Source organism: Chryseobacterium sp. Y16C, assembly GCF_022488405.1.
Classification (GTDB): domain Bacteria; phylum Bacteroidota; class Bacteroidia; order Flavobacteriales; family Weeksellaceae; genus Chryseobacterium; species Chryseobacterium geocarposphaerae.
This window is the reverse complement of sequence record NZ_CP092711.1, coordinates 1,619,838-1,644,529: the sequence shown is the minus strand read 5'-3', so window position 1 is coordinate 1,644,529 and position 24,692 is coordinate 1,619,838. Positions and strand designations below refer to the sequence as shown.

Genomic DNA, 24,692 nt, shown 5'->3' with positions numbered 1-24,692 from the left:
AATTTTGCTGTATGAAAAAATTCTTCCCAATTGTTTTTCTCTTAGTTTCCATATTTTCACTCTCTCAGCAACCAGGAATTTTTAAAATCAGAAAATACAGGGTGAACTATTTGGATGCGAAAGTTCAGGAAACATCTGGATTAAGTATGCTAAATGAAAAGCTTTACACCTTTAACGACAGTGGCAATACTCCTGATCTTTTTGAACTCAATAAAGATAATGGTGAAATAATCAGGATATTCAAAACAAACTTAACCAATACTGATTGGGAGGCTTTAACGAATGATGGTGAAAATTTCTATATAGGCGATTTCGGTAATAATGCTGGTACAAGAAAAGATCTTACCATTTATAAAATATCTTATAAAAAACTTCATGATGCTAATCAGAGTTCTTTCTCAGAAACAGTTTTAGATGCTACTTCAATCCCATTTTTCTATTCTGAGCAAACCGATTTTACACCCAAGAATTTAAAAACCGATTTCGATGCAGAGGCTATGATTTTTTTAGACGGTAAAATTCATGTTTTTACTAAAGAATGGGCATCAAAATCTACAACACATTATACTGTAGATCCCACAATTTCGGAAAAGCAGGAGGCCAAAAAAATCGAGGCTTTTAAAATCAATTTTGTAGTAACAGATGCTGCTTATTTTGATAAAAAACTGTATTTGGTAGGCTATACAAAGAAAACAGAAGTCTTTTTAAATATTTTCAGAGAAACAGAACCCGGAATATTCTTTAAAGAAGATCCGGAGCGTTTTTATCTGGGAAGTGCACTTTCAATAGGTCAGATTGAGGGGGTTGCTGCCGATGAGTCAGGTATTTATATTTCAGGTGAGAAATTCCATTCTCCATTGGGAGGGGCAAAACAATGCTTATATTTTATTCCTGAAGATAAACTCAAAGATTAATTTCTCTTAAAATTGCCTGAAAAAAATTATCTTTGTGAGAATTAATAATTATTTATCCATCATTCGCAGATTGTGGCAAACATCGTAGAAGAAATCAAGCAACCGATCAATGAGGAAATAAAACTTTTTGAACAGAAGTTTTATGAATCAATGCAGAGCAAAGTACCTTTATTAGATAAAGTCACTCGTTTTATCGTTACGACAAAAGGAAAGCAGATGCGTCCTATGTTTGTATTCCTTTGTGCAAAGCTTATCGGGGATGTCAATGAAAAAACTTATCGTGGCGCTTCGATGATCGAGCTAATTCATACTGCGACTCTGGTTCACGATGATGTGGTGGATGAAAGTTTTAAAAGGCGTAATTTTTTCTCCATCAATGCATTATGGAAAAATAAGATTGCGGTTTTAGTGGGAGATTTCTTATTGTCAAAAGCAGTTTTACTTTCTACGGATCATAAAGATTACGATCTGCTTGCAGTGATTTCAAGAACCATCCGTGAAATGTCTGAAGGTGAGCTTCTTCAGCTGGAAAAGGCCAGAAAATTAGATATTACAGAAGAGGTATATTACGAAATTATCCGCCAGAAAACAGCTACTTTAATTGCTGCCTGTTGCGAGATCGGGGTGTTATCTAACAATGCTGATGAAAATTTAGCTAAAAAAATGATGGACTTCGGAACTTACACTGGATTGGCTTTCCAGATTAAAGATGATCTTTTTGATTATCTAAGCTCAAATGTAATCGGAAAACCTGTGGGAATTGATATTAAAGAGCAGAAAATGACGCTTCCTTTGATTCATACCTTAAAAATAGCTAACGAAAAAGATAAAAAATACTATTTTAATACGATAAAACGTTATAATAACGACCAAAAACGTGTAAAAGAGTTGATAAATTTCGTGAAATCCTCAGGAGGACTTGATTATGCTATTTCTGTGATGAAAGATTTTCAGCAGAAAGCAAAAGATATTCTTGATGAATTTCCTGATTCTGAGGCTAAAAAAGCTTTACATTTGATGCTTGAGTATGTAATTGAAAGAAAATTTTAATTAAATAATTTTCATTGTTACAATAATAACGGCTAAAACAATGCAAAATAAAGCGGTTAAAAATAAATAATCCGCAATGGTTTCAAACCTGTTTCCACGCTTTTCGTTCCTTGTTCTGATCGATAGGAAAGAAAAAAAGCAGCTGAAGGCAAAACATAAGCATGCTACCCCGGCAAATTCATCTAAATAGGTGCTGTGGCTGATTCTGGAGATCTTCAATGACGTTATTATCAATAAAGAAAACCCCAAAAGATTGCTCGATGCATTTAAGATATGTGTAGATTTTTTTTCCATCCATACAAATTTAACCAAAATAAAACACAATTTTTTTTATTATCAAATTTTTAAAAAAGATTAATAAAAATTAAAATTAATTTAAAAAGTGTATATTAGCAAAATACTTCGAGAATTTAAAAATTTTATATTTGGCTATGCAAACAACCTATATTGAAACACAGCAAATTTCCTTTCAAGATTTTAAAAATCAGATACTTGAAGACTACAAGTTAGGGAGAATTTCTCGTGAAATGTCCTATTTAGGAAGAAGAGAAGTTCTTACAGGAAAAGCTAAATTTGGTATTTTTGGGGATGGTAAAGAGCTTCCTCAGCTTGCAATGGCGAAGGTTTTCAAAAATGGAGACTTCCGTTCAGGATATTATAGAGATCAGACTTTTGCATTGGCTGTAGATGCGTTGACAGTAGAGAGCTTCTTTGCACAGTTATATGCAGATACAAGTGTTGAAAGAGAGCCTGCATCGGCCGGAAGACAGATGAACGGGCACTTTGCAACAAGAAGTTTAAATGAGGACGGAAGTTGGAAAGACTTGACAGCCCAGAAAAATATTTCTTCGGATATTTCTCCTACAGCAGGACAAATGCCGAGATTATTAGGGTTGGCTCAGGCTTCAAAAATATATAAATCAGTTAAATTCGAAGGTTCTGAAAAATTCTCAAAAGAAGGTAACGAAATCGCTTTTGGAACAATCGGGGATGCTTCTACTGCAGAAGGACATTTCTGGGAAACTTTGAATGCAGCTTGTGCGCTTCAGGTTCCGATGATTGTTTCGATTTGGGATGACGGGTACGGAATTTCAGTTCCCACAAAAAACCAGAGAGCAAAAGCTGATATTGCTGAAATGTTAAGTGGTTTCCAAAGAAAAGAAGGTGAAAACCAAGGTTGTGAAATTATTCAGGTAAAAGCATGGGATTATGCTGAATTATTGGATGCTTATGCAAGAGCAGAACAATTTGCGAGAGTTGAAAGTGTTCCGGTTGTGGTTCATGTTATTGAAGTTACGCAGCCTCAAGGTCACTCAACTTCGGGGTCTCATGAAAGATATAAAAACGAAGAACGTTTGGCTTGGGAATCTCAGTTTGACGGATTAGTTAAATTCAAAGAATGGATTTTAAATTATTCCATCGAAATTGACGGTAAAGAAGAAGTTTTGGCAACTGCGGAAGAGTTGGATGCCATTGATGAAGAAGCTAAAAAAACGGTAAAAGCCGGACAAAAACAGGCTTGGGAAAACTATCAGAAGACAATCACAGATTTAATCAGTTCAGTGTTACCTTTAGTTGAAAATTTAAAAGGTCAAAATGCTGAAATTGAAAATTATATCAATCAGTTCAATAAATTAGTTTCAAAAGCTAAAAAAGATGTTTTCCATTTGGTAAGAAGATCTTTATTGGCAACTAGAGGAACAAATTCTGCAGAAAGAAACCAATTGATGCAGAAATATAATGAGATTTTTGAGGTTGAAAAAGACAACTATTCTTCTCATTTATATTCTCAGTCTCAGTGGAAAGCGGAGAATGTACAGGAAATCAAACCAGTTTATTCTGATGCTTCCGAAGATGTTGACGGAAGAGTAGTGGTAAGAAATAACTTCGATAAAATTTTCGAAAAATATCCTGAAACTTTAGTATTTGGTGAAGATGCCGGAAATATTGGTGACGTAAACCAGGGTCTTGAAGGAATGCAGGAAAAATACGGTGACGTTCGTGTTGCCGATACAGGAATCCGTGAAGCAACTATTTTAGGTCAGGGAATTGGAATGGCAATGAGAGGTCTAAGACCAATCGCTGAAATTCAGTATTTAGACTATATTTTATACTGTTTACAAGGAATGAGCGATGATTTGGCAACCGTTCAGTACAGAACAAAAGGAGGTCAAAAGGCTCCGGTAATCATCAGAACAAGAGGGCACAGATTAGAAGGAGTTTGGCATTCAGGTTCTCCAATGGCGGGAATTCTTAATCTTTCAAAAGGGATTTTAGTATTGGTTCCAAGAAACTTAACAAAAGCTGCCGGATTCTATAACACAATGCTTCAAAGCGACGATCCTGCCGTAATTGTTGAATGTCTGAACGGATACAGATTAAAGGAAAAACAACCGGATAACTTGGGTGAATTTACTGTTCCTGTTGGAAAAATAGAGGTTACCAAAGAAGGAAGTGATGTTACATTGGTAACGTACGGTTCTACCTGGAGAATTGTAATGGAAGCAGCAGAAGAATTAGGAAGATTAGGAATTTCTGCAGAAGTTATTGATGTTCAGTCATTAATTCCTTTTGATTTGACTCATGAAATTGCTGAATCGGTAAAGAAAACCAACAGATTAGTTGTCATCGATGAAGATGTGGAAGGTGGAACCTCAGCATTTATCCTTCAGCAGATTTTAGAAAAACAAAAGGCATTCAGATTCTTAGATTCTGATCCGTTGACGATTTCTGCAAACGATCACAGACCTGCATATGCAAGTGACGGAGACTATTTCTCTAAGCCATCTGCAGATGATATGGTTGAAAAAATCTATGCCATGTTTAATGAAACAAATCCTCAGAAATATCCTGCGATATTTTAATTGAGATTTTAGATAAATTTTTAAACCGCTTTCTTTTTGGAGGCGGTTTTTTTATTATTAGATATTTAAAATTTGTAAATTGTTTAAAATTAATAACTAATACAAATGATTGTCAAACCAAGCCGTGAAAATTTTATTAAAGAAAATTTCTTTGAATTGTCTTTTCGAGATGAAAAACCAGATTTTGAAAAATTTAAAACATTAAGTTCTGCCGAACTCCATTATCTTGTTGATATTTATAATTGGGATGATGGTGTTGAAGTTTTATTTTGGATTGTGAACTCTACCAAATGTGATAAAGCAACAGCTTTGATGATTTTTTGGAGAGCTTGTCCGGATTATTACTTTGAAAAAACAGAAAGCGAATTAGAAGTTTATGAAAGGGAAATTAATCATTTATTAAAAACAATTATAGAATCTTTCAAATCCAATAAATTTAAAAGATCGTTATTTAGTTATAATCCTCAAGAGGATTTTGAGATTCAGGATGATCAAATTTTAAATTGGAATATTCCAGTTGAGATGACAAAAACAATAAAAGGTTTTAATCCTATTTATTTTGGAAGAATACTAAAATTCCTTAAAAACCAATATAAGTAAGGTTTTGAAAATCAATTACTGTATAAAATTTTAGAATTAAAAGAATGTATGAAGGTAAAAAGTTGTCAAACGACAGCTTTTTTTATTTTCTTTTCTTCTAAAACAGTTTTACAGTCTTTCTCTTTATTCGGATCATGCACATGGTATTTCCTTTCCCACTCTTCAAGCTGATATAAAATGGGCAACAATGCCAATCCTTTTTCTGTTAAGGAATATTCAACTCTTGGAGGAATTTCTTTAAACTCTTCACGAATGACCAATCCGTCGGCTTCCATTTCGCGTAATTGGTCGGTTAAAACCTTTCTTGAAATTACATTAATGCGTACCGCAAGTTCTCCAAAACGTAATTTTCGGTCCTTAATGACCAATACGATGATCGGTTTCCATTTGCTTCCTAAAGCAGACATTGCCTTTCCTAAAGGACAGCTGTAAGCCATTAATTCATTTTGCTTCATATGTTACTTTTACGTTACTAATGTAAGTTACTGCAAAGTTACCACTTTTTTAAATGTAAAAGATACAAAAGTGAACTATTATTAGTTACTTTGTGTAACAATTATAAAAACATATTTAAAAATGAGTACAGAATCATTATTTAAACCTTTTCAATACAAGAATTTAGAACTAAAAAATAGAATCGTAATGGCTCCGATGACGAGAGCTCAATCTGATAATGGAGTTCCGACTCAGCAAATTGCAGATTATTATGCAAGAAGAGCGGCTTCAGAAGTTGGATTGATTCTTTCGGAAGGAACTGTAATCAACAGACCGGGATCAAAAAATATGCAGAATATTCCTGATTTTTACGGAACTGAAGCATTAAAAGGATGGAAAAACGTAATTGATGCCGTTCATGAAAATGGTGGAAAAATGGGACCTCAGATCTGGCATGTCGGAGACACGAGAATGTCTGAAGATTATCCTTTGATAGATATGGAAAAAGCTTCTACAATGACGTTGGAGGATATTCAGGATACGATTGCACAGTTTGCGGCTTCTGCAAAATTTGCGAAAGACCTCGGTTTTGATGTTGTTGAGATTCACGGAGCACATGGATATTTAATCGATCAGTTTTTCTGGGAAGTTACCAATACGAGAACCGATGAATACGGAGGAAAAACGTTGAAAGAAAGAAGCAAATTTGCTGTAGATGTGGTGAAAGCAATCAGAGCTGCAGTAGGAGAGGATTTTACAATTATCATCCGTCTTTCTCAATGGAAACAGCAGGATTACGGAACGAAATTAGCGAATACTCCGCAAGAAATGGAAGAATGGTTGTTGCCATTAAAAGAAGCCGGAGTTGATATTTTCCACTGCTCACAAAGACGTTTCTGGGAAGCTGAATTTGAAGGTTCTGACTTGAATTTTGCAGGTTGGGCAAAGAAAATCACAGGTCAGCCGACAATTACTGTAGGTTCTGTAGGTCTTGAAGGAGATTTTATGGGAGCATTTGCCGGACAAGGGACAGGAAAAGCAGATTTAACTGAATTAACGAAAAGATTAGAAAGAGGTGACTTCGATTTAGTTGCTGTAGGAAGAGCGCTTTTACAGGATCCGGAATGGGTGAGAAAAGTGAAAGAAGGAAAAACGGAAGATCTTTTGGATTTCAAAGCTGAAAGTATGGCAACTCTTTATTAAAAAAATACTGTGGATTGTAAATCGTGATTTTGTTTTGCCTTCAATTTTTTACAACTTTTCTGGCTTGACGTAGGAAAAATAAAATAACTTTTAGCAATTCACTTTTTTATATTTAAATTTTTACCTATCAATTATTTTTAAACGAAACCGCTTCAGGATTATTCCTAAAGCGGTTTTTTTAGTTTTAATTCGGACAGCCAAAAGTTATTGAAATACATTTCCAGTATCCGGGATTTCCATTTTTAGGCGGATAATAGCATTCAACTGTATCCACCGGACATTCCGGAGCATTTCCTCCGTTGATCTTTTTTAAGTCTGATTTTACTAATTTTCTTAAATTTTTCATAGTCAATAATTTTGATGAAGATCAAATATAATATTTCTCTATTGATTGAAAAAATAAAACCGTTCTCAATTTGAAAACGGTCTTAACAGATTTAAATATCTAAATTGCCGGTAAAAGGCAAAAAGTGATTCTTACAATCCAATATTTTTAGTTGGCTTCAACTGCTTTTTAATAAATTTTGGAAGCGCATCTTTGTGAAGAAGAATTGCTGTAGATTTGTACTCAACATAAGGTCTTGTTACATAGATATATCCTTCGAAATCATTGGTAACTCCCCAAGAATTCTTCACCATATAATATTCTTTACCAGACTGATCTTTTGCCAATCCTACAATGTGCATCCCGTGATCATCCGTTGTGGAAAGATTATTTAAGGCCTTTTGACGCATATCTTCAGTGATCGTTTTGTCTTTTTTAGGCTCTGTAAATAAAGTTCCTTTGTTGTCTTTGGTGATCTGATCCAAATCCATATCCGGAACATAAGCAACGCCATTTTTATAAGAGAAATACGGTTCAGAAACGTCAGTTGCCCAACCTACGGAATATCCTTTGTTGACAGCGTTATCAATAATTGCAGTTAAATCTTTCATTGGGACATTCCAGTCAGAATCGTGGCTCCAGTTATCAGGAATCGGAACTACAAATTTCTGGTAATAAGGATAATCTTTATAAGAAGAAATTTCTACATAATCTTCAGGATTAATCCCTACAACTTCCTTAGCAAAGGTTTGCGGAGTATAAGATTTTCCTTCATACGTAAAGTTGGTTGGAACTTTTCCTAAGTATTCATCCAAAATAGCATCAACAGAAGCCATCCAGTTATCGGTTAATTTTCCTTTGGAACCAGCCTGAACCAAGCTATCTAAAACGGGTTTTAATTTGCCCTGCATTTCAGAGAAGTTATTTAAAGTTTGTCCCTGTTTTAAACCAGTGTAAACATCTTGTGGAACTGCTCCGTATTTTTTATACATATTAATAACGTCGTGCAATTCTCCTCCGTCACCCCAGCTGATCGCGCCATTATTTAAAACATATAATTTTGCTTTATCATGATAAGAATTTCTTGCAGTGAAGATTTCCGCTAAATCGACAGGTTTTTTCCCCATTCTCTGCATTTCAGATTCAAGGAAAGAGTTTCCTGAATAGCTCCAGCAAGTTCCTGAAGAACCCTGATTTTTTACCGAAGTTGCTCCTACATCTTTCAATGTTGTGAACTGGAAATTAGCATTTTGAGATTGGTTGTTTTTTAACTTGTTGATTAAGTCATCCTGAGCAAACATCATACTTCCTGCAGACAAAACAAAAAGTAATGACACAATTTTGGTATTTTTCATTACTATAAAAAAGATTATTTATATGAATAGTCGTTCATATTACAGATTTGTTACAAAGGGAAAGGTTAAATTAATACTTAATTTTTTTACTATTTATAGGAAATTTTATTCATCATCATTTCATCAATATTTGTGTCTTTTAATAAAAAAAGTGCCTTCCAGAGAAAGCACTTTATGATAAGGTTATGTATACGTCATTATTTTTTTACGATTTTCTCGGTAACAGTCGCAGACTTGGTTTTAAGTTTTATGTAATATATTCCTGTCGGCAGATTGGAGAGAACTATCCTCTCTTGTGTCGAGCTGAAGTTACCTTGCTTCATAAATTGCCCGGTTGCTCCATAGATCTCGTAAGAAACTAATAATTCTTTACTTTTAATATGAAGAACATCTTGTACAGGATTCGGGTATAATTGTATTCCTGCCTGAGCAGCCGTTTCTTCTACCGACATCTGGCTGCATGCTGATTTCGAATATTTTGTAATAAAAGACTGGGACTTTCCTCCCGTTACATTCACTGTCATCGTGTTGACATTATCATTGGTTTCTGTAAACAGCTGGTCATGAAAAAGACCACCTAAAACATAATTCCCGTTTTTGTCCACAGCAATGGCTGTAAATTCATCCTGAACCTGAAAGTTGCTGTGAATTTCACCAGTACCAATTACCGTTCCTGTATCTTTATTAAAACGCACCAGCAAAGGATCTGACAAATCCGAATTGGGACGTGTCATTGAAAAAGCTCCCCAAATTTCATTCCAGCTTCCTTTGGCAAATGCCAGTTCATTCCCGTTAAGTGCAATTTTTCCTTTCATGAAACGGTAAGCAGAAAAACTGGTAAGCCCGTCCGGAACTTTTGCCCATTGTACTACTCCATCAGCATTAAGTTTCATCACAAAAGGAGTCTGCCCCTGATAATTTTGTACAGGAAAGGAATAGCTTCCGAAAGTTGTAGGAACAGTTCCTGAAAAATAACGCCCTGAAATGTAAATATCTGAAGAACCTGCAGCTTTGATAACGGAATGAATTTCGTCATCCATAAACCCGGATAAGCTGTTATCAAATTCTTTCCTCCATAGCTCCGCTCCGGTACTGCCGTTAAATGCAAGCAAATAGGCATTTTTCGTAAACGGGACATTATTGTACGAGAAGCTTTCCATATTGCTGGTATAGTTACCAATCATTCTTTTACCAGCCAGATAATATCTGTTTAAAGTTTCATCATACAGCAGGTTCACTTTCCCATCTGTTCCTCCGGCTGTTAATCCTCCGGTAAGAGGAAGCAACAAAGGAGTTACAGGTGTCATATTCCCATTGTCGTAATTAAATTTAACCAGATAATATTGAAAAGATGTAGTAAATGTTGAAGGCACCGTAATTAAACCATTTAAATGAGTACCTGCCCTGAATCCCATAATAGCATGAATATTTTTGGATGAATCCATATACATCATCTGTACATCACAACGTCTGCTGAGATAATTGACGTCTCCCTGTAAAGCTTTGCTCCAATCTAGTGTTCCATCAGCAGTTTTATATTTGAGCAGATAGCCTGCTTTATGTGCAGGTTCCACCGTCTGATCATAATAGGTATACAAGGGCATTGTGTGGGTAGTATCAAAATGCATGGGAGCAGCAGTTGGATCTCCACTATAGGAGTTATTATAAAGAGTAGCCATTACATATAAACCACCATTATTATCTACTTCTATATTCCAGGCATTTTCTCCATCTTCCGACCCGCCGATGACGGTAGACCATAATGTATTACCCTGACAGTCTGTAGCAAACAAAATAAGATCACGAAGTCCATAACTGGGAACAGATAAACCGTTCAGGTTTTGATTTCCATTCCATACACTTGCGAGATAATAGGTATTGTTATTATTATCAACCACAATATCCCGGATAGATTCATCAAATTGGTAATTAAACCCTGGATCGGCAGAACCAGATTGCCCACCTGCTTGTTTTCCCCATTGCCATTGATAGGCTTGACTGAAAAATAATGTAGGTAGTATTAAAAAGAGCATCCACCATTTTTTACTTTGAGTTTGGATGGGGAATTGAGTAAAGTTTTTTTTCTGATTTGTTCCTGAATTAATAATTTTCATGGTTAAATGCTAATATTTTTCGAAGATAGTAAATAAAAGTATTTGAAATCATGATTGTGTGAAGTATTTGGAATATAATATAGTAAAATCGATATTTTTTGAATTCATAATATAAAATACCTTAAAAGATCAGTTTTTAAGTAAACGGATAATTACTGTCTTAAAAAAGAACTTTATATTTAAAAAAAAGTTTTACATGTTTCCAACCCGATTCAAAAATTCTGCATCTATTAGAATATAAAGCCAATCTATGGAACACGAATTACTAATAGCATGTCAACGGAATGACCGCAACGCACAGCGGAAAGTCTATGAAAATATGGCGGGCAAACTTTACTCGGTTTGCAGACGTTACCTGAAAAATGATGAAGATATAGAAGAAGTACTGGCCGATACTTTTTATAAAATTTTCACTAAGCTCAATCAACTGCAAAACCATGATATTTTCGAAGCCTGGGCAAAAAAAATCGCAGTGAATGAATGCTTGCAGAAATTGAGAGCAATGAAAGCGCTTCATATTTCTCTGGATGAAAACTTAGTTGAATCTTCGGATATACCCGCAGAAAGCATCTCTTTCGAAAAAGATATTCTTAAGTTACTTAATTTCCTCCCGGAAGGCTGCAGAGCAATTTTCAATCTTTTTGCTATTGAAGGGTATCCTCACAAGGAAATTGCAACCATGCTTTCCATCAGTGAAGGAACATCAAAATCCCAACTGAATTTCGCCAGAAAAAAGCTTCAGGAACTCTTGGTTAATCACAACATTTAAAACTTTACAGCAATGGAAAATAATCACGATATCGATAAAAAATTCAATGAGGCTTCTAAAGCGGAAGAGCCAGCGACTTTCCCTGGTTTTGATAAAGTTTGGGCTCAGGTTGAAGAAAAATTAGATACAAAAGAAAATAAAAAAAGAATTATCCCGATTTGGCTTCCTTATGGAATTGCAGCAAGTTTAATCATCGGTTTAGGCGCATTTTATTTTATTAATAAAAATAATATTTCAGAAATAAAAAAAACTACAATTGTTCAGAAGACGGTTTCTCCAACATCAAACCCAAATATTCAGACAATTGATAGTATGGTGAAATCTAATATAGAAAAAAAGGTTAAAGGAGAGAATATATCAAAAAAGACTTCTCAAGTTTTAGCTTATGAAGATGTATCGTCAAAACCGAATAATAATTCTCTTTTTGAGACTTCGAATGAAAAAAGTAAAAACATAGAAACTGGGATCATTGAGAATAAGCAGTACCAAAAACAGCGTGACACTAATTTGATAAAAAGTATAGAAGAAGTAGTTGTGACGGGCTATTCAACAGTACGAAAGAAAGATTATACATCTAGTTCTGTTGTTGTAAGTTCAGCTGTTATTACGGCCAATAAAGTCAAACAATATAATGATTCAAAAGTTTCTACTGGAGGTTATATTGCAGGTAATGATAAAGGATATTTTGACAATCAGCCCTATAACAATAAGACAGTAAACTCTTTGAAGCAAGATATTCTTCCTAGTGCTAGTGTCATAAATATTCTTCAAGGAAATGTTTCAGGATTAAATATAAATTCAGGAATCGAGCAACCTGGAGCAAACTCACAAGTTACTATCAGAGGTATAGCTAGTTTAAATGGAAACACACAACCTTTATATATGATTAATGGGAAAGTTTCAAATGCTAAAGCATTTGGAAAACTGAATCCAAACACTATTGAAAGTGTCAATGTATTAAGAGGTCCTTCCGCAACAGCAATATATGGAAGCAAAGCGTCAAACGGAGTTATTGTCATTACGACTAAAAAGCTTTCAAGAAAAGAAAGAAAAGCATACGAAAAACTTCAAAAAGCTCAGGACAGCATTAAAAAAGCAAAATTTATTGAAAAGCAAAATGATGAAGAATATGATGCATTTATAGAAAATCCTTTTGAGCTGACTAAGAACCAATCGGTTTCTACATTTTCAATAGATGTTGATAATGCTGCCTATTCCAATATCAGGAGAATGATTAATAATGGGGAAATGGTAGATAAAAATGCAGTAAGAATTGAGGAAATGATCAATTACTTTAAATATTCCTATCCACAGCCGAAAAACGATCAGCCTTTTTCCATCAATACAGAATATAGTGACACTCCATGGAATCCTAAACATAAATTGCTAAAGATAGGTCTTCAGGGGAAAAATATTCCGGAAGATATGCTTCCTGCGTCCAATTTTGTATTCCTGATTGATGTTTCCGGCTCAATGGATGCAGCCAATAAATTACCGCTACTGAAGTCTTCTTTTAAAGTTTTGCTGGATCAGTTAAGACCTAAAGATAAAGTTGGGATTGTAGTATATGCAGGAAGTGCAGGAATGGTTCTTTCCCCCACCTCAGCAGGTGAAAAAGATAAGATTATTGGAGCTTTAGACAAGCTTCAGGCAGGAGGAAGTACTGCGGGAGGAGAAGGAATTGAACTGGCTTATAAGCTTGCTCAGGAAAATTTCATAAAAGGAGGGAATAACCGTGTTATTATTGCAACAGATGGAGATTTTAATGTGGGTGCTTCTTCAACGGAAGATCTTCAAACTCTGGTAGAAGAAAAAAGAAAATCAGGAGTTTTTCTTACCTGTTTAGGTTTCGGGATGGGTAATTTTAAAGACAACCGTATGGAAACTTTAGCAGACAAAGGTAATGGGAATTACGCCTATATTGACAATATGCAGGAAGCGAATAAATTTCTCGCAAAAGAGTTTGCAGGAAGTATGTACGCAATAGCCAAAGATGTAAAAATACAGATTGAATTTAATCCGCAATATGTAAAATCTTACCGATTGATTGGGTATGAAAACAGAAAGCTGAGAAATGAAGATTTTACCAACGACGTTATAGATGCAGGAGAATTGGGAAGTGGACATACGGTAACGGCTTTATACGAAATCATCCCGAATGATGTATCGTCTGATTTTCTCCCTAAAGAAACTGAGCTTAAATATAGCAATCAAACTTCGAGACCAAACTTTGGAGATGAACTGGCAACCGTAAAATTCAGATATAAAAAGCCGGATGGTGACAAAAGTACTGAAATCACCCAGGTGGTAAAAAAATCTGATGTTTCTATTTCCGGAGCGAGTGACGATTTTAAATTTGCTTCTTCTGTAGCATGGTTCGGTTTGATTTTAAGAAATTCAAAATTGATACAAAATAAAGATCTGAAACAAGTAGAAAGTCTTGCAAAAAAAGGAAGAGGTAAAGATGATGAAGGTTACAGAGCAGAGTTTATCAGATTGGTGGAAAGTTATAAAACACAACAATGATAATAAAACAGGCATTCGAAAGGATGTCTTTTTTTTATTTAAAATTTAATTTTCAAAAATTATTGAAAATTCAAAAATTATAATTATATTTGTATAAGAAATTAAAAGTAATACAAATGCAACTTTCAGAAGCTAAAGAAAAATATATTCAGACTTGGGGAACTTTGGCAACCAATTGGGGAATCAACCGTACGATGGCACAGGTTCATGCTTTGCTTTTGGCTGAAGGAAAACCGCTTTCTACAGATGAGGTGATGGAAATGCTTGCAATTTCAAGAGGAAATGCCAATATGAATCTAAGAAATCTTATGGATTGGGGATTGGTAAGAAAAGAATTGATGAAAGGTGACCGAAAAGAATATTTTTTTGCCGAAAGAGATATGTGGTATCTTTTTAAACAGTTGGTGAAAGAACGTAAGAAAAGAGAAATCGAACCTGTTTTAAGTTCAATTTCCGAATTAAAAAATATAGATGAAAATACCGAAGAAGCTCAAAGATTTTCCGCTTTAATGGAGGAAATGGAAAACGTGACGGGAAAAGTATTCAATATCATGGATCTTGCCATAAAGAGTGATGATCACTGGCTGGTTGGAAAAATTACTAATTTATTAAAATAGAAAGGACTTCAAATCCTTTTTTATTTCAAATTAACTTTCAAAAAATATTGAAAATATTATAATATTAAAAACTTTAAAAATGAAACTAAATATTTTAAAAACGGAAGTGGTATTTCAGTCTCTATTAACCTTCATAAGCCTTGCATATGTTATTTTTGATTATGTTCAAAAAACTGAAGGAACAGAATTTTTTATTGCACTTTTCTTTATTGGCGTTTCAAATTTGCTGGGTTTTTTATTGAGAATTTCTCTCGTTCCAAGTAAATTTCATCGCTATTATTTCTTTGGGGTTATTTTGTTTTTTCTCATTTTATATTGCATAACTTCTTTAACAGTTGATTCCCACACAGAATTTGCGATATATTTTATGGGAATTGGAGGAATGCTTTTTAACGTCTATTATTTGGTTTATGGTTTTTGTCTTATTAAAACGATGAAACAAAATAAGATAGCAGAATAAATTTTTTTGAATCTATATTTCATAAATTATTGAAAATATAATATTTTTAAAATGTTCAATATAATTTCATATATACTTTTTCTTTCCGTCAGTTCGTACATCACGATTGATGTGGGGAGAAGATGTTACAATGCAGGAAAGTATTATTTGGATTATCTCATTCACGATGCAAACCTTTGTTTGACAATCAACAGAATACTGCTGGGATGTTATTACCTGATCAATCTCGGTTATATTTCAATTAATCTTAGCAACTGGGATAAGGTGAATTCTTTGGAGCAGGTTTTTACAGTTACCGCCATCAAAATAGGATATATCACTTTAATCCTTTGCTTCTTACACTTTATAAACATTTTTACCCTTTACTTTTTAAGAAAAAATTTAACTATAAAATAATACTACTATGAATGCAACAATTTTAACCACAGCAACCTATAATTTTTCTGCCTACATGATCTATTTACCTATTGTCATTATCTTGACGATTTGTGTATCTCAATTCTTGTTTAAAAATTCTAAAACTTTCATGATCGATATTTTCCACCAAAAAGAAGATATTGCGATGGCAACAAATTCACTGTTCAAAATCGGTTTTTATCTTTTAAACATTGGTTTTGCCCTATGCATAATTGAATTTTTTCAGATTGAAACAGTAGAAAGATTAGTCGTTGCTTTGAGTAAGAAAATTGGCGGATTCTCTATTTACCTTGGAATAATTATGCTGTTGAATCTGTTACTTTTCCTAAAAGGCCGTAAACACGCTATGAATAAAGATAAAATCATCAAAAATGAAAATGCTGATATTTAAAATCTGGATGTATTTCACTTTCAAAATACGGAATAAAAGAACAAGAGGAGATTTTTTGAACTTTTAAAGAATTAATGGCCATGAAAACTTTTGCTAAAAACGATTTTTACTTTCAGTTAACAATTTTTGTTGTTATTTCGATTACAGTTATAATTGCATTATTGGCAGGAAATGAAAAAATTATTTGGCTTTTTTATTTTGGAATAGGAATTTCACAGCTTGTAAGCTATTTGATAAGATGTTCTTACAATTATAAAAAATCATTGATTTTTAAAATATATGGCTATTTAATCTTGCCTATTTTTCCATCATTGATTTTACTGGCTATTTTTGGAAATATTGATACTGCAGCTGGAGTTTTTATTGTAATCCCTATAATTTCTTTTTTTTATAGCCCAATATTGGCGGTTCTCTATCTCATAGATTGTCACAGTTTTTATAAATCTCAAAAACAAAAACCATGAAAACTTTCATAAAATATGACTTTTACATTCAGATTTTATTTTTAATAACAGGAATTGTTTCAGTTTTTATAGACGAATCTTATATTAGAGGTTTATCATTTTACTTTTTAGTGGGAATTCCGCAAATTGTCAGTTATATAATTAAGCTCTTCTTTGATGTAAAAAAATCTTTAATTTTTTTATTTATGGATTTTTTATTATACCAGTTTGGATTTCTCTGATTTTATATTTGCTTTTTGGATCATATTCTTATGAGCTTTCTAATTTATTCATAGCAATTCCATTTTTTGGTTTCTTCTACAGTCCGATTTTAGCACTTCTCTACACTTTTGATTGTTATAAGCTCTATAAATTTTAAAAACAAACACAATGAAAACCCTCAAAAATCACACGCTCATCTACGACAGCGAATGTCCGATGTGCAACATCTATTCAAAAGGTTTTATAAAATCCGAAATGTTGGATGATAACGGAAGAGAAGCCTTTACAGAACTGAGTTTAAAAAATAAAAATCTGATCGATTTTAATCGTGCAAGAAACGAGATCGCTTTAGTTGATCATGAAAAAAATAAAGTGATTTATGGTTTGGATAGTTTATTATTAATTATCGGAAATTCATTTCCGTCATTAGAAAAGATTGCCAGAATAAAACCTCTGTATTGGTTTTTCAAAAAGCTGTATTCTTTTGTTTCTTACAACAGAAAACAAATTATTCCTTCAAAAAAAGATAATACAGAAGAAGCTTGTGTTCCTGATTTTAACTTGAAATACAGAATTGCTTACATGGCTTTTGTTGTAATTATTTCAGGATATATTTTAAGTTTATTTTCAGTAAAATTAGGATTAGGTTTAAGGCTGAACTTTTGGAGAGAACTTACAATTTGTGTTGGACAAGTCGTTTGGCAGACTGTATTTTTAACATCTTATTTAAAAGATAAAACCTGGAATTATCTGGGAAATATGATGACTGTTTCTTTGATAGGGACTTTACTCTTAATTCCCGCATTATTTTTAAATCTAAATCAGGTTTTCTCAGTGATTTATTTCGGAATTATAGTATTCATAATGTTTCTCGAACACATAATAAGATGTAGAATTTTAAAATTAAACTCTTTTCCGACACTCTCGTGGATGATTTTCAGAATGACAACGATAATCATTTTAATCCTATTAAATCAATAAAACAGTTCGTATTAGCAATGTTATACTAAGCCTGTCGAAGCATCTCAAACATTAAAAGCTAACAACCGACAACAATCAACTAAAACCAAACACAATGAACTTCCTAAAAGCCGAATGGCGAAAACTAGCGATCATCAACTATGAAATCGATCCCAAGATTTTAGAAAAATATCTTCCCAAAGGAACAGAACTCGATTTTTACCAGGGAAAATGTTATGTAAGTGTCGTAGGATTTATGTTTTTAAATACCAAATTACTCGGACTTCCCATTCCTTTTCACAGAAATTTTGAAGAAGTGAATCTGAGATTTTATGTAAAGAAAAAAGAAGAAAATCACTGGAAAAGAGGAGTCGTCTTTATCAAAGAAATTGTTCCGAAACCGGCTTTGAGTTTTGTTGCTAATTCGGTTTATAAAGAAAATTATATAACGAAGCCAATGAAAAATAAAATGCATCAGAAAGATCAGGAATTGTTAATAAAATATTCATGGAAAGATAAAACATGGAATTCCATAGAAATCACTGCTGAAAATCAGCCTTTGAAAATGGAAACCAATTCTGAATTTGAATTTATTACCGAGCATTATTACGGTTTCACGAAAAAAGAAAATAAAACTTCAGAATACGAAGTCTGTCATCCAAAATGGGAGTATTATGTAGTCAAAAATCATCAGCTTGAAATAGATTTTCAAAAAGTCTACGGAAATGATTTTGAATGTTTAAATCATCAAAAACCTATCTCCGTTATGCTCGCAGAAGGTTCTGAAATTGAAGTGAAAACGAAGACGTATATCAAGAGCCAAGTAAAAAGAATCAAGTAAAAAGTTTCAAAACAGTTAGTATTAGTATTAGTATTAGTATTAGTATTAGCGATGTCATGCTGAGCTTGTCGAAGCATCTCACATAAAGATAAACCATCAACTAAATACCATCAATCCAAAATGAAAATAATCATAGCCGCAGGAACCGGCTTCCTCGGAAAAAATCTTGAAAAATATTTTTCAGAAAAGGGACATCAGATTTATATTTTAACCCGAAATCCAAAACGTGAAAATGAAATCTTCTGGAGTGCAAAAACGTCAGGTGGATGGAAAAATCTACTTGAAAATTCTGACGTTTTAATCAATCTCACCGGAAAATCTGTTGATTGCCGATATACAGAAAAGAACAAAAAAGAAATTTACGATTCAAGAATTGAAAGCACAAAAGTTCTTCAACAAGCAATTGATCAATGTATCAATAAACCTAAAGTTTGGCTAAATGCAAGTTCGGCAACCATTTATATTCATTCAGAAACTCATTTAAACACAGAAGAGAACGGAATTATCGGCGACGATTTTTCTATGAACATCTGTAAAAGTTGGGAAAAAGAATTTTTTAAAGTAAAAACAGAAAATGTGCGAAAAGTAGCTTTGCGGACTTCCATCGTTTTGGGAAATAACGGAGGCGCTTTTCCAAAGCTGAAAACGATCACAAAACTAGGTTTAGGCGGAAAACAGGGAAGAGGAAATCAGAATGTAAGCTGGATTCACATTGATGACTTCTGCAGAGCTATCGAATATATTATCAATAATGAAAATATTGTGGGAGAAATCAATATTACAGCTCCAAATCCTTTATCCAACAAAGAATTCATGAGAAAATTAAGAAAAGAAATAAAAATTCCGTTTGGATTGAATGCTCCTGTTTGGCAGTTGGAAATCGCATCTATATTCTTAAAAACCGAAACAGAATTAATACTAAAAAGCAGAAATGTTTATCCTGAAAAACTGATTCAAAATGATTTTCAGTTTCAATTTTCTACGATTGAAAAGGCTTTTCGAAGTTTAGTTTAATTAACATAAAACTAACAGAGTAATTAGTGATAATGTATAAAAATCTCCTGCAGATTTCACAGATTTTTTATGATCAATTGTAAAGAATAGTATTGAACTCAACAGAAAATCTTTGATTTTCAAACTTATGTGTTCTAAAATATTTAAAAGTAGTAAATTATAAACTGATGTGACTATGTGTTTAAGATTTGTGCAGAATTATCTATTTTATCTTTTCAAACCTTTTTTGAACTTTTCAAAAGCAAAAATTTAAATTTTAAAATAACATAGAGAAAACTTTTGTTCCTTTTGTGGTAAAACTAAACAGTAAACATTAATTTAGCAAAAACTAATCTTAATGTTCATCAAACCAAAAGCTAAAACCTTTTTTCTTTCATCATTATTTACATCGGCCACACTTTTTTCACAGGCTCATAATGTTTCGGAAGGTTACCAAAAACCGACAGATCCGTTGGTCGTTCAAAACCTTGAAAACTGGCAGGATCTTAAATTCGGATTGTTTATGCATTGGGGAACCTACAGCCAGTGGGGAATTGTGGAAAGTTGGAGCATTTGTCCGGAAGATGAATCGTGGACGCAGAGAAAACCGGAATACGGAAAATCGTACTACGAATATGTAAAAAATTATGAAAATCTTCAGACGACTTTTAATCCGACTCAGTTCAATCCTCAGAAATGGGCAAATGCAGTAAAAAAGGCGGGAATGAGATATGTGGTGTTCACAACAAAACATCACGATGGTTTTGCTATGTTTGACACGAAACAGTCTGATTATAAAATAACTTCTATAAAAACACCCTTTTCCAAAAATCCAAAAGCCGATGTAACAAAAGAAATTTTCAATACATTCCGAAAAGAGGGTTTTAAAATTGGTGCTTATTTCTCAAAACCCGATTGGCATTCCGACGATTATTGGTGGTCCTATTTTCCTCCAAAAGACCGAAATGTAAACTATGATCCGAAGAAATACCCTGAAAGATGGAACAGTTTCAAGAATTTTACATTCAATCAGTTAAATGAAATCACTTCAAACTATGGTAAAATCAATATTCTTTGGTTAGATGGAGGCTGGGTTCGTCCCTTCAAAACGATTGATCCAAATGTTGAATGGCAGCGAACTATTAAAGTTGAGCAGGATATCGATATGGATAAAATCGGAATGATGGCTCGAAAAAATCAACCCGGAATTATCATTGTAGACCGCACGGTTCCCGGAAAATGGGAAAACTATGTCACTCCAGAACAGGCCGTTCCTGAAAAAGCACTTTCAATTCCGTGGGAAAGCTGCATCACAATGGGTGATTCATTTTCGTATGTTCCGAATGACAATTACAAATCCTCTCAAAAAATCATTGAAACATTGGTGAAAATTATTTCAAGAGGTGGAAATTATCTTATGAATATTGCTCCGGGACCCAACGGAGAATATGATGCTGTTGTTTATGAAAGATTAAAGGAAATTTCAGGCTGGATGGATAAAAACCAGTCAGCAGTTTTTGCGACGAGAAGTGTTGCACCTTATCACGATGGGAATTTTTACTACACCCAAAGCAAAGACGGAAAAACGGTGAATATTTTTCATTTAGATGAAAAAACAAATTATGAATCTCCATCAACATTAAGTTTTGCAATTCCTGATAATTTTAAGCCAAAATCTTTGAAAGTTTTAGGATTATCCAATAAAATTCAATGGAAAAAATCAGGAAATTCAATTGAAATTAATTTACCAAAAGAAAGAAGTCAGTTAAAATATTCAACCGTAATTCAAATTACACAATAACTATAAACAGTCTTTAAAAACGACCTAGGAAATCGAAGCGTTAAGAAAATAACTCTGTGAACGTTAAGAAAATTCTACTGTTTGAGCGCGAGACGAATGTTGAATTGAAAGACAAACATCAAATTCGCGCGAGTTTTAGAATTTTTAGTGAACAGATTTTATTTTTAGCGGAGAGTTCCAAGTCTTGAACTTTTGGTTCTTTTGTTTCAAGACAAAAGAACAATAATTAAATCAAATTATTTTATGTGCTCTAAATTCCGTTTTAAAACCATATCAATTTTAATATTTAGTTCTGTAATTATTTCAGCTCAAAAACCTTTATACAAAGACCCTAAACAACCAATTGAAGCCAGAGTTCAGGATTTGCTGAAGCGAATGACCCCAGAAGAAAAATTCTGGCAATGCTTCATGATTCCCGGAGATTTGGATAACGTCCCGAAAGGGCAATATGCTCACGGAATTTTCGGGTTGCAGGTAAGTGCGGGAAATCAAGGAGGTGGAGTTGCAGGACAATTGTTGAAGTACAATGCGAATGAAGATGCGGAAAGATTAGCAAAAAAAATAAACGCTATTCAGAAATATTTCGTGGAAGAATCCCGATTGGGAATTCCGATTATCCCTTTTGATGAGGCTTTACATGGATTGATGCGTGAAGGCGCGACTGCTTTTCCACAGGCGATCGGTTTATCGGCGACATTCAATCCTGAGCTGATGAAAGAAGTTTCCACAGCGATTGCCAAAGAATCAAAATTGAGAGGAATCCGTCAGGTTTTGACTCCGGTTGTGAATCTGGCGAGTGATGTCCGATGGGGAAGAACGGAGGAGACGTACGGCGAAGATCCGTTTTTAACTTCCGTGATGGGCGTGAATTTTGTCAGTTCTTTTGAAAATCAGGGAATTATTACAACTCCGAAACATTTTTTAGCAAATGTTGGTGAAGGCGGGAGAGATTCTTATCCAATCCATTGGAGCAAAAGATATTTGGAAGAAACGCATCTGATTCCTTTTCAAAAAGCCTTTCAACAAGGGAAAAGCCGTTCGGTGATGACTTCTTATAATTTGTTGAATGGAAGACCTTCAACGGCAAATCATTGGTTATTGACTGAAAAACTAAAAAAAGAATGGAATTTTAAAGGATTTATCATCAGCGATGCAAGTGCGGTTGGTGGAGCAAACGTTCTGCATTTTACGGCAAGAGATTATGATGATGCTTCCGCACAGGCGATCAATGCTGGTCTCGATGTGATTTTCCAGACCGAATATCAGCATTATAAATTATTTATTCCGCCGTTTTTGGATGGAAGGATTTCGAAGGAGAGAATTGATGATGCAGTAGCAAGAGTTTTGAGAGCAAAATTTGAGCTCGGTTTATTTGAAAATCCCTATGTTTCAAGCAAAGATATTGATGAATTAAAGAAAATCTTCAATAAACCTTTGGCGGAAAAAACGGCTATCGAATCTTTTGTTTTACTTCAGAATAGTAATCATACGCTTCCGGTTTCAGAAAAATATAAAAAGATTTTAGTAGTTGGAACCGATGCTGTCGATGCCAGATTGGGCGGTTATTCAGGACCGGGAAATAAGAAAGTGAGTATTTTAGATGGAATTAAAAATTACGTTAAAAATAAAAATATTGAAATCACTTATTCAAAAGGAATAGATTGGGATGTAAAGAATTTTGTTACGATTCCCAGTGAGTTTTTATCTTCAGAAAATCAAAAAGGATTGAAAGGAAATTACTTTTCCAATGTTGATTTAAAAGGAAATCCGGCGTTTGAAAAACAGGACGAACAATTAAATTTCAAATGGACATTATACTCTCCAAATCCGGATAAACTGCAACCCGACAATTACAGCATTCGTTGGACAGGAAAACTGGAAGCTCCTAATTCTGAAAAATATCAATTAGGTTTGAGAGGAAATGACGGATTTAGATTATATTTAAACGGAAAATTGGTAATTGATAATTGGGAAAAGCTGAGTTATTCGACCAAAACTGTCGATATTGATTTCATTAAAGGTCAAAAATATGACATCGTTGTGGAATTCCACGAAAACAGGGGAGAAGCCAATATCGAACTGATCTGGAATTATGGTTTAAACGACTATCAGAAAGATTTTGATGAAGCATTAAAACTCGCTCAACATGCGGATTACATCATCGTTACAGCCGGGATTCATGAGGGAGAATTTCAGGATCGTTCCTCGTTGAGTCTTCCGGGAAATCAGGAAAAATTTATTCATGAAGTCTCAAAACTAAATAAGCCGACAACGGTAGTTTTAGTTGGTGGTTCAGCAATAAAAACTACGGACTGGAAAGATAAAGTCGGTGCGATTTTAGACATTTGGTATCCAGGAGAAGAGGGTGGAAATGCCGTTGCAAAAGTGCTTTTCGGTGCAGAAAATCCTTCGGGAAAATTGCCGGTCACTTTTCCTATTGAAGAAGGACAACTGCCTTTGACGTACAATCATCATCCGACTGGAAGAGGAAATGATTACTACGATTTAAGTGGTGAACCTTTATATCCTTTTGGTTTTGGATTAAGTTATACGACTTTTGAAATTTCTGATTTAGAGTTAAATCAATCAAAATTTGCTGAAAATGATACAATCATCGCAAAAGTCAATGTGAAAAATACAGGCTCAAAAGCAGGAAGTGAAGTTGTTCAGCTGTATGTCAAAGATTTGTTAGCTTCGGTTTCAAGACCGATCATTGAGTTGAAAGGATTTAAAAAAGTAGAGTTAAAGCCGGGAGAATCAAAACAAATTTCAATTGAAGTTCCTGTGAAGGAACTACAGTTTTTAGATTCAACAATGAACTGGGGTATTGAAAAGGGAACATACAGGGTTTTTGTTGGAAATTCATCTAAGAACCTGCCTCTAAAACAAAATGTTGATGTTGAATAAATTATTAGCAAAAATAATTGTGGTACGATATATGTAATATTTACTTTGAATTCGAATGAATTTAATTGAAGATTGTTATTTAATTAAAAGCATTCATAAAAAGTAAATGTCATGAAAAAGTTTTTTATATCAACGATTTTATTGATAGGTTTATCAACAAGTGCGTTTGCACAACAACATCCGCCTGTACCACCGCATCCTTCGAAAAGCGAGCTGATCGCTATAAAATCGAAAGAACTTGATAAGAGATATAATCAGGAAAAAAAGGCAATTTTGAACCATCCATTGGCAACCAAGCAAATGAAAAGGGATCAGCTAAAAGCTTTAAATCAAAAATATCAGGAACAGAAACGATTACTTAAAAAGATGTAATATCAAATAATTTTCAAAAATATTAAAATTGAAGAAACTTATTGTTGTAGATTCGATTTTATGAAATTTTTAAAGTAAAATAAAATTTATTAAAAAGAGAATGCTTTTGTGTT

At 33.7% G+C, this 24,692-nt stretch carries 23 protein-coding genes; 18 read left to right on the top strand and 5 right to left on the bottom strand.

Annotation, left to right across the window (positions count from 1 at the left end; translation table 11 throughout):
- The first annotated feature begins 11 nt into the window (after positions 1–11).
- Together MKS83_RS07220 and MKS83_RS07215 are read left to right on the top strand one after the other, a co-directional pair.
- Entirely contained in the window at positions 12–914 is a 903-nt protein-coding gene (locus MKS83_RS07220) for a hypothetical protein (RefSeq protein WP_240582590.1), read from the top strand.
- 72 nt (positions 915–986) lie between these two features.
- Positions 987–1,964 (top strand): polyprenyl synthetase family protein, encoded by a 978-nt coding sequence (locus MKS83_RS07215; protein ID WP_240582589.1) that lies wholly within the window; start codon positions 987–989, stop codon positions 1,962–1,964.
- Here the strand turns inward: MKS83_RS07215 and MKS83_RS07210 are convergent, their stop codons facing one another.
- Entirely contained in the window at positions 1,965–2,258 is a 294-nt protein-coding gene (locus tag MKS83_RS07210) for a hypothetical protein (RefSeq protein ID WP_100376213.1), read from the bottom strand.
- Positions 2,259–2,395: 137 nt separating this feature from the next.
- Here MKS83_RS07210 and MKS83_RS07205 point away from each other — a divergent pair, with 137 nt between their 5' ends.
- A complete protein-coding gene (locus MKS83_RS07205) occupies positions 2,396–4,828 on the top strand; it encodes a thiamine pyrophosphate-dependent enzyme (protein WP_240582588.1) in 2,433 nt (810 codons plus the stop codon).
- 105 nt (positions 4,829–4,933) lie between these two features.
- Entirely contained in the window at positions 4,934–5,428 is a 495-nt protein-coding gene (locus tag MKS83_RS07200; protein WP_240582587.1) for a DUF4274 domain-containing protein, read from the top strand.
- Positions 5,429–5,493: 65 nt separating this feature from the next.
- Here the strand turns inward: MKS83_RS07200 and MKS83_RS07195 are convergent, their stop codons facing one another.
- Complete coding sequence (locus MKS83_RS07195; RefSeq protein WP_240582586.1) at positions 5,494–5,883, bottom strand: winged helix-turn-helix transcriptional regulator; 390 nt, start codon at positions 5,881–5,883, stop codon at positions 5,494–5,496.
- 121 nt (positions 5,884–6,004) lie between these two features.
- Here MKS83_RS07195 and MKS83_RS07190 point away from each other — a divergent pair, with 121 nt between their 5' ends.
- The gene (locus MKS83_RS07190; RefSeq protein ID WP_240582585.1) at positions 6,005–7,066 is read left to right on the top strand and encodes an NADH:flavin oxidoreductase; all 1,062 of its coding nucleotides are present in this window, start codon (positions 6,005–6,007) and stop codon (positions 7,064–7,066) included.
- 184 nt (positions 7,067–7,250) lie between these two features.
- Here MKS83_RS07190 and MKS83_RS07185 read toward each other — a convergent pair whose 3' ends face one another.
- The 3 genes from MKS83_RS07185 to MKS83_RS07175 all read right to left on the bottom strand — a co-directional run bounded on the left by MKS83_RS07185 (position 7,251) and on the right by MKS83_RS07175 (position 10,860).
- Positions 7,251–7,412, bottom strand: coding sequence for a bacteriocin-like protein (locus MKS83_RS07185; RefSeq protein ID WP_240582584.1), 162 nt, complete (start codon positions 7,410–7,412; stop codon positions 7,251–7,253).
- A 131-nt stretch (positions 7,413–7,543) separates the two neighbouring features.
- Positions 7,544–8,746, bottom strand: a complete 1,203-nt coding sequence (locus tag MKS83_RS07180) for an aminopeptidase C (RefSeq protein WP_240582583.1) — start codon at positions 8,744–8,746, stop codon at positions 7,544–7,546.
- 197 nt (positions 8,747–8,943) lie between these two features.
- The gene (locus MKS83_RS07175) at positions 8,944–10,860 is read right to left on the bottom strand and encodes a T9SS type A sorting domain-containing protein (RefSeq protein ID WP_240582582.1); all 1,917 of its coding nucleotides are present in this window, start codon (positions 10,858–10,860) and stop codon (positions 8,944–8,946) included.
- Between the two features lie 250 nt (positions 10,861–11,110).
- On the opposite strand from MKS83_RS07175, the gene MKS83_RS07170 reads away from it, so the two are divergent.
- The 13 genes from MKS83_RS07170 (at position 11,111) to MKS83_RS07110 (ending at position 24,579) form a co-directional block, all read left to right on the top strand.
- On the top strand, positions 11,111–11,629 hold the full coding sequence (locus tag MKS83_RS07170) for an RNA polymerase sigma factor (protein WP_240582581.1): 519 nt from the start codon (positions 11,111–11,113) through the stop codon (positions 11,627–11,629).
- 12 nt (positions 11,630–11,641) lie between these two features.
- Positions 11,642–14,155 (top strand): vWA domain-containing protein, encoded by a 2,514-nt coding sequence (locus MKS83_RS07165; protein ID WP_240582580.1) that lies wholly within the window; start codon positions 11,642–11,644, stop codon positions 14,153–14,155.
- A 116-nt stretch (positions 14,156–14,271) separates the two neighbouring features.
- Positions 14,272–14,772: a GbsR/MarR family transcriptional regulator gene (locus tag MKS83_RS07160; RefSeq protein ID WP_240582579.1), complete on the top strand. Its 501-nt coding sequence runs from the start codon at positions 14,272–14,274 to the stop codon at positions 14,770–14,772.
- A 79-nt stretch (positions 14,773–14,851) separates the two neighbouring features.
- On the top strand, positions 14,852–15,232 hold the full coding sequence (locus tag MKS83_RS07155; protein WP_240582578.1) for a hypothetical protein: 381 nt from the start codon (positions 14,852–14,854) through the stop codon (positions 15,230–15,232).
- 51 nt (positions 15,233–15,283) lie between these two features.
- Positions 15,284–15,628: a hypothetical protein gene (locus MKS83_RS07150; protein WP_240582577.1), complete on the top strand. Its 345-nt coding sequence runs from the start codon at positions 15,284–15,286 to the stop codon at positions 15,626–15,628.
- Positions 15,629–15,635: 7 nt separating this feature from the next.
- Positions 15,636–16,040, top strand: coding sequence for a hypothetical protein (locus MKS83_RS07145; protein ID WP_240582576.1), 405 nt, complete (start codon positions 15,636–15,638; stop codon positions 16,038–16,040).
- Between the two features lie 80 nt (positions 16,041–16,120).
- Complete coding sequence (locus MKS83_RS07140; RefSeq protein WP_240582575.1) at positions 16,121–16,504, top strand: hypothetical protein; 384 nt, start codon at positions 16,121–16,123, stop codon at positions 16,502–16,504.
- 369 nt (positions 16,505–16,873) lie between these two features.
- Entirely contained in the window at positions 16,874–17,686 is an 813-nt protein-coding gene (locus MKS83_RS07135) for a DUF393 domain-containing protein (RefSeq protein WP_240582574.1), read from the top strand.
- Between the two features lie 94 nt (positions 17,687–17,780).
- Positions 17,781–18,506, top strand: coding sequence for a YqjF family protein (locus MKS83_RS07130; protein ID WP_240582573.1), 726 nt, complete (start codon positions 17,781–17,783; stop codon positions 18,504–18,506).
- Positions 18,507–18,626: 120 nt separating this feature from the next.
- Positions 18,627–19,520 (top strand): TIGR01777 family oxidoreductase, encoded by an 894-nt coding sequence (locus MKS83_RS07125; protein ID WP_240582572.1) that lies wholly within the window; start codon positions 18,627–18,629, stop codon positions 19,518–19,520.
- A 337-nt stretch (positions 19,521–19,857) separates the two neighbouring features.
- Positions 19,858–21,300: an alpha-L-fucosidase gene (locus tag MKS83_RS07120; protein ID WP_240582571.1), complete on the top strand. Its 1,443-nt coding sequence runs from the start codon at positions 19,858–19,860 to the stop codon at positions 21,298–21,300.
- 243 nt (positions 21,301–21,543) lie between these two features.
- Positions 21,544–24,207, top strand: coding sequence for a glycoside hydrolase family 3 N-terminal domain-containing protein (locus MKS83_RS07115; RefSeq protein WP_240582570.1), 2,664 nt, complete (start codon positions 21,544–21,546; stop codon positions 24,205–24,207).
- A 111-nt stretch (positions 24,208–24,318) separates the two neighbouring features.
- The gene (locus MKS83_RS07110) at positions 24,319–24,579 is read left to right on the top strand and encodes a hypothetical protein (protein ID WP_100376192.1); all 261 of its coding nucleotides are present in this window, start codon (positions 24,319–24,321) and stop codon (positions 24,577–24,579) included.
- Positions 24,580–24,692 lie beyond the last annotated feature (113 nt).